We start from the raw sequence: 15836 nt of genomic DNA on the forward strand, positions 1-15836 counted from the left end.
TATCATACTACCCATTCTGTACGATGCCTAACGCCATTTGGATACGTGAACCTGTTTCACGCGCGCTCTTTTTTCGTGTAAATTAGGCTTTTGGCGTTCGGGCAATGTGCTACCGAGGACGGAATTGCAGACATACTTATGAAGAAGAGTTATCCAACCCTGCTGGCCACCATTATCTGGGCAGCGTTATACAGTCAGGCTGCACAAGCCGCCACACTTGCCGAGCAATGTATGCTGGGTGTTCCGGTGTATGACGAACCGGTTGTTGACGGTAAACCCGGCGATTTTCCGGTCAATATCACTGCACAAGGTGTGTCAGGCGAATATCCGCACGCGGTAAAATATGATGGTGGCGTTGATATCCGCTCAGGTAACCAGAATCTGAAAGCGGATGAAGTCGAAGTTACCCAGAGCGGTGAAGAAACTAACCCTGTCCGTATTGCGACAGCGACCGGTGATGTCCGCTATTCTGATCCGCAAATCCGTCTGAAAGGGCCGAAAGCGTGGCTGAATCTCAATAACAATGATGCTGATGTTGAGAAAGGTGATTACCAGATGGTCGGCCGTCAGGGCCGCGGTGATGCCGACAAAATGAAGCTTCGCGGCGAAAACCGTTATACCATCCTCGAAAACGGGGTCTTTACCTCCTGCCTGCCGGGCAATGACAGCTGGAGCGTCAAAGGCTCTGAGGTCATTATTGACCAGGAAGAGCAGGTTGCGGAAATCTGGAACGCCCGTTTCCGTGTCGCCAATGTCCCGATCTTCTACAGCCCGTACCTCCAGTTACCGATCGGTGATAAACGCCGCTCCGGTTTTCTGATCCCGAACGGCAGCTATTCCAAATCATCCGGCCTGGAATTTACCCTGCCGTATTACTGGAATATTGCCCCGAATTACGATGCCACTATCACGCCGCACTATTTCAGTAAACGCGGCCTGAAAATGGATAATGAATTCCGTTACCTGACACAATTCGGTACAGGCACACTGGCCTTTGATTTCCTGCTGGATGATGAGCAGTATAAGAAGGACAAAGAAGCTGCCGGTGATGCAGAGTGGGCGAAACGTGATTCCAATGACCGCTGGTTATTCTACTGGGGTCACAGCGGGTCATTTGCCCAGGACTGGTGGTTCTCCTCTGACTACACCAAAGTCAGTGACTCGCGCTATTTTACCGATTTCACTTCCGCTTACGGTAACTCCACTGACGGCTACGCCACACAAAAACTGGCTGTGGGTATCCGAAAATCGAACTGGAACGCCACCGTAACCGCCAAACAGTTCCAGATTCTGACCAACAATGATAACGCGACATCCTACCGTGCTGAGCCGCAGTTAGATCTCAATTATTATAAAAATGACCTCGGAGTGTTTGATTTCCGTGCCTACGGTCAGGTCTCCCGCTTTACCAGCGTAGGTAAAAATAATCCGGATGCCGTCCGTATTCATGCGGAACCGACACTCAGCATGCCGCTGTCTAACGGCTGGGCCAGCTTCAATACTGAAGCGAAACTGATGGCAACCCATTATGATCAGGATATTCCTGAAGTACTGAAGAACTCCGAACTTGAAAAAAATGTTACCCGGGTGCTGCCGCAGTTTAAAGCTGATGCGAAGATGATCTTCGAGCGGCCGATGTTCTTTAATGACAGCTTCACCCAGACATTAGAGCCGCGCGCACAATACCTGTATGTCCCGTATAAAAACCAGGACAATATCAATAACTTTGACTCCACACTGATGCAGTCCAGCTACAGCGGTCTGTTCCGTGACCGCATGTACAGTGGTCTGGATCGCATTGCATCCGCCAACCAGGTCACCACCGGGGTAACCAGCCGGATTTATGATGATGAATTAGTTGAACGATTTAACGTTTCTGTGGGTCAAATCTACTACTTTGAACGTCCGCGTACCGGTGACTCTCAAAATACTGTCGTGGATGAAAAAGATGAAACCGGTTCGATGGTCTGGGCAGGTGATTCCATGTGGCGTTATAACGACAACTGGGGCCTGAAAGGCGGTATTCAGTATGACCGCCGTCTGGGCAGTGTCTCCATGTCCAACGCCACTCTGGAATACCGTCAGGATGCCGAGCGTCTGATTCAGCTGAATTACCGCTATGTGGACCGGGACTATATTCAGGCGATGCGTCAGCATACCCGGTATGGCGAAAAATACGTTTCACCGCGGAACCAGCAAGGTATCTCTCAGGTCGGTATTGTGGCCAGCTGGCCGGTTGCAGAGCAGTGGGCCTTTGTCGGTCAGTATTACTATGACACCAAAGAGAGCCAGCCGGCCAGCCAGTTAGTCGGTCTGCAATACAATACCTGCTGCTGGGCGGCAAACGTCGGTTACGAGCGTAAGATTATCGACTGGAAAAATGACGCCAGTGAGTACGACAATAAAATCACGTTTAATATCGAATTACGCGGTATGAGCAGCAATTACAGTCTGGGCAGCCAGAAAATGCTTGAGCGCGGTATTCTGCCGTATGTTCCGGCATTTTAACCGCCTGAGCTGACACAATTTTCACATGCCGTACCGGCGGTACGGCGATACGAAACATGATGGGATACTTATGAAAAACTGGAGAACACTCATTCTCGGCCTGATGTTCACGGCAAGCACAACCTCATTTGCAGCACCGCAGCAGCTTGATAAAGTTGCGGCAGTCGTGAATAACGGTGTGGTTCTGGAGAGTGATGTCAATAATATGCTTCAGACTGTCACCATGAATGCCCGCAATGCCGGTCAGCAGATTCCGGATCAGGCAACATTACGTCAGCAGATTCTTGAACGTCTTATCATGGACAATATCGTGATGCAGATGGCCGGACAGATGCAGATCTCTATCCCTGACCAGGCGGTTGACGGCGCTATCGAAGATATCGCCCGTCAGAACAACATGACCCTTGCCCAGATGAAAGATCGTCTGAAACGCGACGGTATGAGCTATGACAAATACCGCAGCGATATCCGCAAAGAAATGATGATGGCGGAAGTCCGTAACAACGAAGTCCGCCGCCGTGTGGTGATCCTGCCGCAGGAAGTTGATTCTCTGGCAAACCTTATCAGCACGCAAAACGCTGCGGATACTGAACTGAACATCAGCCACATCCTGATCCCGCTGCCGGAAAACCCGACAGAAGAGCAGATGAATGCAGCAAAAGAAAAAGTCACCACCATTATGAATGAACTTCAGCATGGTGCCGATTTCGGTAAACTGGCGATCACCTATTCTGCGGATCCGCAGGCGCTGAAAGGCGGTAATATGGGCTGGAGCCGTTTACAGGAGCTGCCGGGTCTGTTTGCCGAGCGCCTTCAGACAGCCAAAAGCGGTGAGATTGTCGGGCCGGTTCGCTCCGGTGTCGGCTTCCATATTCTGCGCGTGAATGAAGTCCGCGGAAACAGCCAGCCGATTTCTGTGACTGAAGTGAAAGCCCGTCACATTCTGATCAAACCGTCACCGGTGATGACCGATGACCAGGCCCGCAGCAAACTGCAGCAGATTGCCGCTGATGTGAAAAGCGGTAAAACCTCCTTTGATGCTGCGGCAAAACAATTCTCAGAAGATCCGGGCTCTGCCCTGCGTGGTGGTGAGTTAGGCTGGTCAATGCCTGATATCTACGACCCGGCTTTCCGCGACGCACTGATGAAACTGAAAAAAGGCGAACTGAGTCAGCCTGTCCGCTCCTCTTTCGGCTGGCACCTGATCCAGCTTGAAGATACCCGCAACGTGGATAAGACCGAAGCGGCTCAGAAAGATCGCGCTTACCGTATGCTGTTTAACCGTAAATTCAGCGAAGAATTACAGAGCTGGATGCAGGAACAGCGCGCCGGCGCTTACGTGGAAATTTTAGATGGCAGTAACAAATAAGCTGAAACCTGTCGTTATTACCCCCGGCGAACCTGCCGGGGTTGGTCCTGACCTGACAGTCGCGCTGGCACAGCGCGACTGGCCGGTAAAACTGGTGGTCTGTGCTGACCCGCAACTGATGCAGCAACGCGCACACGCCCTGTCACTGCCGCTCACCCTTGAACCTTATTCACCGGATACCGCCTGTCAGCCACAGCGCGCCGGTACACTGACGATTCTGCCTGTTGAACTGAAAGTGCCGGCTGTCGCCGGTGAGCTTAACGTGGCAAATGCCGCCTATGTGACCGAAACACTGGCCCGTGCCTGTGACGGCTGTTTACAGGGTGAATTTGGTGCTTTGATTACAGGCCCGGTGCACAAAGGCATCATTAACGATGCCGGGATCCCGTTTATCGGCCACACAGAATTTTTCGCTGACCGCAGTCACTGCAAGCGTGTGGTGATGATGCTGGCCACCGAAGAGATGCGGGTGGCGCTGGCGACCACGCATCTGCCGATTTTACAGGTGCCTGCAGCCGTTGACCGCACCTGCCTGCATGAAGTGATCACTATCCTCAATCATGACCTGCGCACCAAATTCGGTATCGCGCAGCCACATATCATCGTCTGCGGTCTGAACCCGCATGCGGGGGAAGGCGGCCATATGGGGCATGAAGAGATAGACACCATTATCCCGGCACTCGATGAGCTGCGGGCACAGGGCATTTCCCTGGAAGGTCCGCTGCCGGCAGACACCCTGTTCCAGCCGAAATACCTGGAGCGTGCGGATGCCGTGCTCGCCATGTATCACGATCAGGGCCTGCCTGTGCTAAAATATCAGGGATTCGGCCGTGCCGTGAATATCACGCTGGGACTGCCGTTTATCCGGACCTCTGTCGACCACGGCACAGCCCTGGAACTGGCAGGTACCGGCAAAGCAGATGTGGGTAGCTTTATCACCGCATTAAATTTAGCGATTACAATGATTAAAAACAGTCAATGAATACACGAGTCCATCAGGGGCATTTTGCCCGTAAACGTTTCGGGCAGAACTTCTTAACCGATCAATTTATTATCGACAGCATTGTTGCGTCGATTAACCCGCAACCCGGCCAGGCGATTGTTGAAATCGGGCCGGGACTGGCTGCACTGACTGAGCCGGTCGCCGATCGCATGGACAAAATGACGGTCATTGAAATTGACCGTGATCTGGCCGCCCGTCTGGCCAGCCATCCGTTTTTACAAAGCAAACTGACCATTATTCAGCAGGATGCCATGACCGTGGATTTCACGGCACTGGCACAGGAACGCGGCCAGCCGCTGCGGGTGTTCGGTAACCTGCCGTACAATATCTCCACGCCGCTGATGTTCCATCTGTTCACGTTCACTAACGCAATCAGTGACATGAACTTTATGCTGCAAAAAGAAGTGGTTAACCGTCTGGTTGCCGGTCCGGGCAGCAAAACATACGGCCGTCTGAGTGTCATGGCACAGTATTACTGCCAGGTCGTTCCGGTTCTGGATGTGCCGCCGACGGCATTCCGCCCGGCACCAAAAGTGGATTCAGCGGTTGTCCGTCTGATCCCGCACCGCGAAAATCCGTATGTACTGAAAGACGTCGCGCTGCTCAGCCGTGTAACCACGCAGGCCTTTAACCAGCGCCGCAAAACGATCCGCAACAGCTTAGGTGATCTGTTCAGTCCGGAAACCCTGACTGAGCTGGGTATTGATCCGGCCACCCGTGCAGAAAATATCAGTGTTGCGCAATACTGTCTGATGGCCAATTACCTGGCGGAACATCCCGCCTCATAGGGGATTCATCATGAATAACGACCCGAGAATTTGTATTCAGGTTCAGAGTGTTTATATCGAAAGTCAGTCTGAACCGGATGCGGAACGCTATGTTTTCGCGTATACCGTTTCTATCCGTAACCTGGGTCGTGATCCTGTGCAGCTTATCAGCCGCTACTGGCGCATCACCAACAGTGAAGGCCGCCAGACAGAAGTTCAGGGGGAAGGTGTCATCGGTGAACAGCCGGTGATCCGGCCCGGTGAAGAGTATCGTTATACCAGCGGCACAGTTCTGGAAACACCGCTGGGCACCATGGAAGGTTATTACACTATGGTGGATCACGAGGGTGCGGATTTCATCAGTGAGATCCCTGTTTTCCGGCTCGCAATACCAACCTTTATTCACTGATTTTCTATGGCAACCTATCTTATCGGCGATGTTCATGGCTGTTACCATGAACTTCGCGCATTACTGGCTCAGGCTGATTTTGATCCCCATGCAGATACCCTGTGGCTGACCGGCGATCTGGTCGCCCGCGGCCCGGATTCACTGGATGTCCTCCGCTATGTCAAAAGCCTGGGTGACTGCGTCAGGCTGGTGCTCGGCAATCATGATCTGCATCTGCTGGGGATCTACGCGGGGATCAGCCGTAACAAACCGCGCGATCATCTGAACAAACTGCTCAGCGCACCGGATCTGGATGAGCTGATCAACTGGCTGCGCCGTCAGCCGATGTTGCAGGTTGATCATGAGAAAAAACTGGTCATGGCACACGCGGGGATCACCCCGCAGTGGGATCTGGATACCGCTATTATATGTGCCCGTGAAGTGGAAGCGGTTCTCAGCAGTGATACCTATCCGCTGTTTATTAATGCGATGTATGGTGACCTGCCGAATGACTGGTCACCTTCCCTCACCGGCCTGCCGCGTCTGCGCTTTTCCACCAATGCCCTGACACGGATGCGTTACTGTTTCCCGGGCGGGCAGTTGGATATGGTCTGCAAAGATAAACCGGATCAGGTTTCCGCGCCGCTGAAACCTTGGTTTGCCCTGCCGTCAAAACTGCCGGAAGGCTACAGTGTGGCCTTTGGTCACTGGGCGTCACTGGAAGGTAAAGGGGCACCGCGTGGTATCTATGCACTGGATACCGGCTGCTGCTGGGGCGGACAGCTCACCATGCTGCGCTGGGAAGATCGCTGCTATTTCTGGCAGGAATCTTTTGCGGTGCGGGATGAGGATAATGACTGACCGGCCACCGGTAACAGACAAGAAAAAAGCAGAGCCGGTGGCTCTGCTTTTTTTATATCAGCATTATTTATGAAATAATACGAATCAACTGATTAATCAGCTCTTACGGCGCTCTAAGATTTCAAAGCAGAAACCGTGAGAGTTTGCTTCATCCGCGTCATGATATTCCATAAAAGTAGAGTCCCACTCATCCGGCTCATAGTCAGGGAAGTAAGTATCCCCGCTGACTTCCGCATCAACGTGTGTCAGATATAAACGATCCGCCAGCGGCAGGAATTGTCCGTAGACTTTACCGCCGCCCATTACCATGATCTCACCGTCTGTTTCTTTCTGTGCAATCGCCAGTGCTTCTTCCACAGACTTCGCCCAGACCACGCGATCATCGTTGCCCGGCGTACGGCTGAGCACGATATTGAGGCGATCCGGCAGAGGACGGCCGATAGATTCATAAGTCACACGACCCATGATCACCGGTTTATTCACCGTATTACGTTTAAACCATGCCAGGTCTTCCGGCAGTGTCCATGGCATCGCATTTTCCATGCCAATAACCCGATCCATAGCTAAAGCAGCGATCAAGCTAATGTTCATTCATTTCACCTTAGGGCTGAGAGAAATTTTGCCGTCACTATACGTAAACTACTCAATGCCGTCGACTGAATTCAGTGTTTCATCAATACAAATAATTTATTTGTCTTCACACTTGAAGGTGAGTCATACTTTTACTCTGCATTCAGGTCTTTTTCAGCAAGGATATACCACATGTATGACGCCACTCTGATGGTCACCACCATCGCTGCGCTCGGTATGATCTCCCCGGGCCCGGACTTCTTTCTGATTGTGAAAAACGCAGCCCGTTACCAGCGTGCCGCCGCCATGATGACCGCATTGGGCGTGCTGTCCGCGATCGCCATTCACATGACCTACTGCGTGGCCGGGCTTGCTGTGATCATCACCACCACACCGTGGCTGTTTATGATCCTCAAATATGCCGGGGCGGCTTACCTTATCTGGATAGGGATCAACAGCCTGCTGGCACGTGCCGGGCATACCCTTGATACCGGGGACGGCTCACATCAGCGCATTTCTTATAAGAAAGCCTTTATGCAGGGATTTCTCTGCAACCTGCTGAACCCGAAAGCCACACTCTTTTTCCTTGCTATTTTTACCCAGGTACTGGATATCAATTCCGGATTTGGTGAAAAACTCTGGTATGCTGCTATTGTGATGGGACTGGCAGTGGTTTACTGGCCATCGCTGGTACTGCTGATTCAGAGTGCTCCGGTACGCCACGGATTGGCGAAAATTCAGAAATATATCGATAAGGTCCTTGGCGTCGTCCTGATTGGCTTTGGCGTCCGGGTCGCAATGAGCTGATGATTATGATAATGAAAACAGATAAATACACTTTTCAGCCGGAATTTCAGAATGTGATACAGGATGCAGTACAGTCCCTGTGTACTGCACTGCCGGGTATTCTGCACAGCATCTATGTTTACGGCAGTGTGGCAGAAGGCCGCGCTGTCCCGGGCCGCTCTGATCTGGATCTGACCCTGGTTTTGCACCGGCCGCTCAGTGCGGCGGAAAAAACCATTCTCCGTTGTCTGGACAAAGCACTGACCGCGCGTCACAGCAGTGTGTCAAAAATCGGGTTTGATACCGGCCTGCTGTCAGAAGTGACCTCTGCGGAAGAACAGCCGGTCTGGGCTTACTGGCTGGCACACTTTTGCCTGCCGGTCTGGGGTGATGACCTGACACTGAAACTGCCTGTCGTGACACTGAACCGTGAGATTATACACGGCATTAACGGTGATTTTCCGGTACTCGTCCGTACCAACCTGATGCAGTTACAGAAAAGCCCGCCGCTGACTGAGATCCGGCGGATAAAACGGGAAACCGCGCGGCGTCTGCTGCGTGCCACCGCCCTGGTGTGGAATGACTATGAGACCTGCACTTACCCGCTGCCGCTGCCGCAGATGGCCGGAAAAGCGATTGCGCTGTATCCGGAAAAGCGCCACGCGATCACCTTCCTGCTGGGGCAGACCGAAGAACCGGATACCGGCATCATTCAGTTTATCGCAGTAGCAGGGACATTCTCCCGCTGGCTGCGGGATGAGGAAAAACGGCTGCTGAGCCGCTGAGAAAACCATAAAAAGACCGCTGATTATTCAGCGGTTTTTTTATATCCGGTATTTTAATACTGGGAAGAAGGTTCGATTTCCAGCTGCCCGGTAACCCCTCTGTCAGCCTGCTCCAGGAACTGGCTGTAATAGAAGAACGGGAAGTGGGAATACGACGACTGCATCATCTGCACCAGCAATTCACTGCGCCCGTCAATCCAGACAGTATCTTTCCAGCCGTAATCCTGCGGCTGCGGGGACTGACCGTTATGGTTGATCACCTTAAAGCGGACACCGCTGATATGGAACGGCTGCGGGGTATCGGTTGTGACAACCCAGCGCTCCCAGTTGCCCTGCTGTGTGCGGATATCAGTGCGGCTCATATCCCACATCGCGCCGTTAATCCCCGGCGGTGACAGACTGAGTGACACATCGCGGTTACGGACACCGGTCGTGATTTGTGTCGGATCCTGAATCAGGGTGGTTGGTAAATTATCCGTTACCAGCGAGATCAGGCCGGTTGCGCGGATAGTCAGCACATTGGTATTCACCAGTGTGTTTGATGTCTCAAACAGACTTTTAAAACGCTCTGTCAGAGTAGCAGATTCCCCGGCCGTGATAGTCAGTGTTTCTGTTTTTGACATATCGATCAGCACTTCACGCCGTTCACCCGGTGACAGGGACAGCACCTCAACCGCCACTGGTGACGGCAGCAGCCCCTGATCAGAGGCAATCATATAGAACGGACGGCCGTCACTGAGTTTCAGTTCAAAGCGGCGGGCGTTTGCGGCATTAACCATGCGCAGCCGGATCCAGCCTTTCGACACTTCCAGATACGGATCTTCCGCACCGTTGACGATCAGCCGGTCACCGATAAACATACCGTCACTTTCTGTGCGGTACTCCGGTGAACCGAAGGAATCCAGGCGTTTATCCTGAATGATCAGCGGGAAATCATTGACGCCGTACTCTTTCGGCAACGGCAGATTACGGCTTTCCTCATCATCCACAATCCACATGCCGGCGAGCCCGTTATAAACGTGCGGCGCCATCCGGTTCGGGGTATTGGCATGATACCAGCAGGTTGCAGCCGGCTGGCGCACCGGGATCACCGGCGACCACTCGGTATTCGGTGAAATCAGACGGGCAGCGCCCCCTGCGACAGTACCGGGCACCAGCAGCCCGCTGACATTGACCGCAACCGGCTCTGACAGGCGGTTGCTGTAAATCATTTTGATGTCATCGCCGTTACGGACGCGGACAGTCGGCCCGAGATAACGGCCGTTAAAGCCCCAGACACTGGCCTGAGTTTTACCGTTAAATGACCAGTGTGTACGCTGCATCGTCAGAAATAACGGCTGTCCGTTGCGGCTTTCCAGCAATGGCGGAACAGGTAACGGCTGACTGCCGCCCTCATCTGCCGCGCGGACAGACAGAGGCAGTGAGCCTAAACACACAGCTAAGCCGGATGCTTGAATAAACCGGCGCCGACTCAGGGTCATAGCATCTCCGAAAAAAACGTTTCCATGATTTTTATGATTTGTGCCGAACACCCGTATGCCGGTGAGCAGACAGAGACATCCGTGTTATCGTTTCATGAAGGGCATACGCTTAACAACGGAGTGTTAAGCGTATGATATAGCGGATGAAGAGCAATTCCTAAACTTATCTATGATAAGTTGCAAAATAATAAGGCTGGTATTGTATAACCAGCGTGACAGTCACGGAAATTAAGCGTCTTTACGACCCTTTTGTTTTTCCATTTCAATCACTTCCTTATCCAGCTCCGCGATACGTTTGATCATCATCTGGCGGCAATCTTCGGCCAGTTCACGCACCTGTTCACGGGTATATTTTGAGGTATCAACCGGCGGCAGCATTTCCACAATCACCACACCATTATCCCAGCGGTTCAGTTTAATACGCCCCTGAGTGGTGGACACACATACCGGCACCACCGGCACACCGGCGGCCATTGCCGCGTGGAAAGCACCGGTTTTAAACGGCAGCATACCGCGGCCCCGGCTGCGCGTGCCTTCCGGGAACATCCAGACAGAGATATTGCGTTTTTTGATCTGATCCGCCACCTGGGTAATGGTGTTATGGGCCTTGCTGCGGTTGCTCCGGTCAATCAGGATATTCCCCGAAATCCAGTACAGCTGCCCGAAAAACGGGATCCAAATCAGACTGCGTTTACCGACAGTCACTGTACGCGGCTGCACCGCATTCGACATAGTGATCATGTCATAGTTGTTCTGGTGGTTGCCCACATACACACAGGAACCGTAGTGTTTCGCTTCTTCCGGAATGCGGTACACCATTTTGATGCCGAAAACATGAGAGAGCTTGCCGTACATGCGGCCGAAAGTCATCACATGCTTCGGGTTACGCGGGCTGGTCAGGCAGATAAGAATGCCGGCCAGACTACCGAAAATACAATAAAAAATAACGATGATGATACGTAAAATGGCTAACATGCGTCCCCCGCAAAATGGCCTTTTAAGAAAAGCGGGGCAATCATTGCCCCGTGAATAGTATCGCTGTTAATACCGGATATTACGCCTTCGGCTCCGGTACAGAAATATCAATCCGTTCGATCTTTTTCTGCATGCCGCGCGGCAGTGCCGTACCACGGCGTCCGCGCTCAGCACGGAATTTCTGCAGATCTTCCGGACGCAGCATCAGTTTACGCTTACCGAAATGCAGTGTCACACTGGCATCCGGGCGGATCACAAACAGATGTGCCAGACCGTCTTCCCCGGCTACGGCCGCCGCAGAGGTAATGGAGATAATTTTGTTCCCCTTCCCTTTTGACAGCTGCGGCAGGTCACCGACAGGGAACAGCAGCATCCGCCCTTCCTGCGATACTGCCAGCAGAAGGTCGTTTTCCTCGTCATTCACCTCAATCGGCGTCATGACTTTCGCGTTATCCGGCAGCGTGATCAGTACTTTCCCGGCTTTGTTTTTCGCGACCAGGTCACTGAATGTACAGATAAAGCCGTAACCAGCATCCGAGGCCATCAGGTACTTCTGATTTTCATCGTTCATCAGTACCTGTTCAAACACGGCACCCGGCGGCGGTGTCAGTTTGCCGGTCAGCGGCTCGCCCTGACCACGGGCACCCGGCAGTTCCAGCGGATCGAGCGAATAACTGCGCCCGGTGGAATCAAGGAATACCACCGGCTGATTACTTTTGCCCCGTGCCGCGCCAAGGAAGGTATCACCCGCTTTGTAGTTCATGCCGGACGGGTCGATATCATGGCCTTTGGCGCTGCGCACCCAGCCCATCTGTGACAGCACAATCGTCACCGGTTCGGACGGCAGAATGTCATGCTCGCTCATGGCTTTCGCCTCTTCGCGCTCGTTGAGCGGGGAGCGGCGATCGTCACCGTACTGTTTAGCGTCTTCCTCAAGCTCTTTTTTCAGCAGCGTGTTCATACGCCGCTCAGAGCCGAGAATAGCCTGTAATTTATCACGCTCTTTGGCCAGCTCATCCTGCTCGCCACGGATTTTCATCTCTTCGAGTTTGGCTAAATGGCGTAATTTCAGTTCGAGGATGGCTTCCGCCTGAGTATCACTCAGCCCGAAACGATCCATCAGTACCGGTTTCGGCTCATCTTCCGAACGGATGATTTCAATCACTTCATCAATGTTGAGATACGCGAGCAGCAAACCGTCAAGAATATGCAGACGGCGCAGTACTTTTTCCAGCCGGTGATTCAGGCGGCGGCGCACCGTTTCGCGGCGGTAAACCAGCCACTCATTGAGGATCTCAACCAGCCCTTTAACCGCCGGACGTCCGTCCAGACCGATCATATTCAGGTTGATACGGTAGCTTCTTTCCAGATCCGTGGTCGCGAACAGGTGAGTCATCACCTGATCAAGATCGATCCGGTTACTGCGCGGCACAACCACCAGCCGGGTCGGGTTTTCATGATCCGACTCATCGCGCAGATCTTCCACCATCGGCAGTTTTTTCGCCCGCATCTGTGCAGCTATCTGCTCCAGCACTTTCGCGCCGGAAACCTGATGCGGCAGCGCGGTGATCACCGCATTACCGTCCTCAGTTGTCCACACCGCGCGCATACGCACAGAGCCACGGCCGGATTTATAGATTTTACGGATATCCTCCGGTCCGGTGATGATTTCCGCTTCTGTCGGATAATCAGGGCCGGGGATAAACGCCATCACCTCTTCGAGAGACAGAGACGGCTTGTCAATCAGCGCCAGCAGTGCACCGGTCACTTCACGGGCATTGTGCGGCGGAATATCCGTCGCCATACCGACCGCAATCCCGGTGGTGCCGTTGAGCAGAATGTTCGGCAGACGCGCCGGTAACATTTTCGGCTCCTGCATGGTGCCGTCAAAGTTCGGCACCCAGTCTGCGGTGCCGTGTCCCAGTTCACTGAGCAGCACTTCCGCATATTTTGACAGGCGCGATTCGGTATAACGCATGGCGGCGAAGGATTTCGGATCATCCGGTGCCCCCCAGTTCCCCTGACCGTCCACCAGCGGGTAGCGGTAAGAGAACGGCTGCGCCATCAGTACCATCGCCTCATAGCAGGCGCTGTCGCCGTGCGGATGGTATTTACCCAGCACGTCACCGACGGTACGGGCAGATTTTTTGTATTTGGCGGAGTTGCTTAACCCCAGTTCAGACATGGCATACACGATACGCCGCTGAACTGGTTTTAACCCGTCGCCGATAAAAGGGAGTGCCCTGTCCATGATGACGTACATGGAATAGTTGAGGTAGGCATTCTCTGTAAAATTATGAAGCGCCTGGCGCTCCACACCGTCATGAGTTATTTCACTCATTCACTCTGTTCCTCTGACCTTTTGTGCCGTCACGGGGTGACATCACACATCCAATTCCACCCGATCACCCTTTTCCTGCAGCCAGTTACGGCGGTCTTCCGCACGTTTCTTGCCGAGGAGCATATCCATCACCGACATCGTTTCCTGATAGTTTTCCTCACTGATAGTGAGCTGTACCAGACGCCGGGTATTCGGATCCAGGGTCGTTTCACGCAACTGGCCGGGGTTCATTTCCCCCAGCCCTTTAAAACGCTGCACATTCGGTTTGCCGCGCTTGCGGCTTAATTTATCCAGAATTGCATTTTTCTCGCTCTCATCGAGGGCGTAATGCACCTCTTTGCCGAGGTCGATACGATAGAGCGGCGGCATAGCCATATAGACATGACCGGCTTTCACCAGCGCCGGGAAGTGACGCACAAACAGCGCACACAGCAGGGTGGCGATGTGCAGCCCGTCCGAGTCCGCATCCGCGAGGATACAGATTTTGCCATAACGCAGGGTGCTTAAATCGTCGCTGTCCGGATCGATACCGATAGCCACGGAAATATCATGCACTTCCTGAGATGCCAGCACTTCATCAGACGACACTTCCCAGGTATTCAGTATCTTACCGCGCAGCGGCATGATGGCCTGGAATTCGCGGTCACGCGCCTGCTTGGCTGAACCGCCCGCCGAGTCCCCTTCCACCAGAAACAGTTCGGTCTGATTCAGATCCTGGGATGAACAGTCCGCCAGTTTCCCCGGCAGCGCCGGACCTGACGTCAGCTTTTTGCGCACCACTTTTTTCGCGGCCCGCAGACGGCGCTGGGCGCTGGCAATCGCCATTTCCGCCAGCTGTTCCGCTGCCTGTACGTTCTGGTTGAGCCACAGACTGAATGCATCCTTCACCACACCGCTGACAAATGCCGCGCACTGGCGTGATGAGAGACGTTCTTTGGTCTGACCGGCAAACTGCGGATCCTGCATTTTCACGGAGAGCACATACGCACAGCGCTCCCAGATATCGTCAGCGGATAACTTCACGCCGCGCGGCAGAATATTACGGAATTCGCAGAACTCGCGGATACCGTCGAGCAGCCCCTGGCGCAGGCCATTGGCATGGGTACCGCCCAGCGGGGTCGGGATCAGGTTGACGTAGCTTTCAGTCAGCAGTTCGCCGCCTTCCGGCAGCCACAGCAGCGCCCAGTCCACCTCTTCGTTGTCCCCGGCATGTTTGCCGGTAAACGCCGCTTCCGGCAAAGTGACCAGGCCGTTGACGTTTTCCATCAGGTAATCGGTCAGGCCATCCTGGTAGCACCAGCGCTGTTCAGTCTCGTTCACATTATCTTTGAAAAGGATCTCAACACCCGGGCACAGCACGGCTTTGGCTTTCAGCAGATGCACCAGCCGGGAGACAGAGAAGCGCGGACTGTCAAAAAACTGCTCATCCGGCCAGAAATGTACGCTGGTACCGGTGTTGCGTTTGCCGCACTGCCCGATGACAGCCAGTTCACTGACTTTGTCACCATTTTCAAAGGCAATCTGATAAACCTGTCCGTCACGGCGGACAGTCACTTCGGTGCGTTTTGACAACGCATTGACCACGGAAATACCTACCCCGTGAAGACCACCGGAAAACTGATAGTTTTTATTGGAGAACTTCCCCCCGGCATGCAGGCGGGTCATGATCAGTTCGACCGCAGAGACTTTCTCTTCCGGGTGGATATCCACCGGCATTCCGCGCCCATCGTCAATCACTTCAACAGACTGATCTTTATGTAAAATAACTTCGACAGATTTAGCGTGACCAGCTAAAGCCTCATCGACGCTGTTGTCGATAACTTCCTGAGCAAGGTGATTCGGCCGCGTCGTGTCCGTATACATACCCGGACGGCGGCGGACAGGCTCCAAACCACTGAGGACTTCAATATCCTCTGCGTTATAAGATGATTGCGTCATGTTGGATTATCGGTTTTTCGCTAAAAAATAAACAAAATACGTGAATGATACTGGCGATAATACC

General features: G+C 53.3%; 13 protein-coding genes. 8 read left to right on the plus strand and 5 right to left on the minus strand.

All coding sequences use genetic code 11. The annotated features are described in order from the left end of the window. Positions 1-138 precede the first annotated feature (138 nt). From lptD to apaH, 6 genes are all read left to right on the plus strand, one after another. On the plus strand, positions 139-2508 hold the full coding sequence (gene lptD, locus JL661_RS15555; RefSeq protein ID WP_062773195.1) for an LPS assembly protein LptD: 2370 nt from the start codon (positions 139-141) through the stop codon (positions 2506-2508). A gap of 70 nt (positions 2509-2578) precedes the next feature. Further along, the gene (gene surA / locus JL661_RS15560) at positions 2579-3877 is read left to right on the plus strand and encodes a peptidylprolyl isomerase SurA (RefSeq protein ID WP_004237172.1); all 1299 of its coding nucleotides are present in this window, start codon (positions 2579-2581) and stop codon (positions 3875-3877) included. Then, on the plus strand, positions 3861-4859 hold the full coding sequence (pdxA, locus tag JL661_RS15565) for a 4-hydroxythreonine-4-phosphate dehydrogenase PdxA (RefSeq protein WP_049245661.1): 999 nt from the start codon (positions 3861-3863) through the stop codon (positions 4857-4859). Before surA ends, pdxA begins: the two co-directional genes overlap by 17 nt. Further along, positions 4856-5668, plus strand: a complete 813-nt coding sequence (rsmA, locus tag JL661_RS15570) for a 16S rRNA (adenine(1518)-N(6)/adenine(1519)-N(6))-dimethyltransferase RsmA (RefSeq protein WP_004237170.1) — start codon at positions 4856-4858, stop codon at positions 5666-5668. The genes pdxA and rsmA overlap by 4 nt, the downstream gene beginning before the upstream one ends. A 10-nt stretch (positions 5669-5678) precedes the next feature. Continuing rightward, on the plus strand, positions 5679-6056 hold the full coding sequence (gene apaG, locus JL661_RS15575) for a Co2+/Mg2+ efflux protein ApaG (RefSeq protein ID WP_004237169.1): 378 nt from the start codon (positions 5679-5681) through the stop codon (positions 6054-6056). Positions 6057-6062: 6 nt separating this feature from the next. After that, the gene (gene apaH / locus JL661_RS15580; protein WP_062773192.1) at positions 6063-6896 is read left to right on the plus strand and encodes a bis(5'-nucleosyl)-tetraphosphatase (symmetrical) ApaH; all 834 of its coding nucleotides are present in this window, start codon (positions 6063-6065) and stop codon (positions 6894-6896) included. Between the two features lie 96 nt (positions 6897-6992). Here apaH and folA read toward each other — a convergent pair whose 3' ends face one another. Then, positions 6993-7487: a type 3 dihydrofolate reductase gene (folA, locus tag JL661_RS15585; protein ID WP_015422448.1), complete on the minus strand. Its 495-nt coding sequence runs from the start codon at positions 7485-7487 to the stop codon at positions 6993-6995. Between the two features lie 171 nt (positions 7488-7658). Between folA and JL661_RS15590 the strand changes: the two genes are divergently transcribed. Both JL661_RS15590 and JL661_RS15595 read left to right on the plus strand, forming a co-directional pair. After that, positions 7659-8273 (plus strand): LysE family transporter, encoded by a 615-nt coding sequence (locus JL661_RS15590; protein WP_004237166.1) that lies wholly within the window; start codon positions 7659-7661, stop codon positions 8271-8273. Positions 8274-8284: 11 nt separating this feature from the next. Beyond that, positions 8285-9037, plus strand: coding sequence for a nucleotidyltransferase domain-containing protein (locus JL661_RS15595; RefSeq protein WP_225310107.1), 753 nt, complete (start codon positions 8285-8287; stop codon positions 9035-9037). 53 nt (positions 9038-9090) lie between these two features. Here the strand turns inward: JL661_RS15595 and ftsP are convergent, their stop codons facing one another. The 4 genes from ftsP to parE form a co-directional block, all read right to left on the minus strand. Further along, positions 9091-10518, minus strand: coding sequence for a cell division protein FtsP (gene ftsP / locus JL661_RS15600; protein WP_062773237.1), 1428 nt, complete (start codon positions 10516-10518; stop codon positions 9091-9093). 228 nt (positions 10519-10746) lie between these two features. Next, positions 10747-11493 (minus strand): 1-acylglycerol-3-phosphate O-acyltransferase, encoded by a 747-nt coding sequence (locus tag JL661_RS15605; RefSeq protein WP_036413758.1) that lies wholly within the window; start codon positions 11491-11493, stop codon positions 10747-10749. A 79-nt stretch (positions 11494-11572) separates the two neighbouring features. Beyond that, on the minus strand, positions 11573-13834 hold the full coding sequence (gene parC, locus JL661_RS15610; RefSeq protein WP_062773189.1) for a DNA topoisomerase IV subunit A: 2262 nt from the start codon (positions 13832-13834) through the stop codon (positions 11573-11575). Between the two features lie 42 nt (positions 13835-13876). Next, complete coding sequence (parE, locus tag JL661_RS15615) at positions 13877-15772, minus strand: DNA topoisomerase IV subunit B (protein ID WP_004237161.1); 1896 nt, start codon at positions 15770-15772, stop codon at positions 13877-13879. Between the last annotated feature and the right edge of the window lie 64 nt (positions 15773-15836).

Origin of the sequence: Morganella morganii, assembly GCF_019243775.1 — a bacterium.
Taxonomy (GTDB): domain Bacteria; phylum Pseudomonadota; class Gammaproteobacteria; order Enterobacterales; family Enterobacteriaceae; genus Morganella; species Morganella morganii.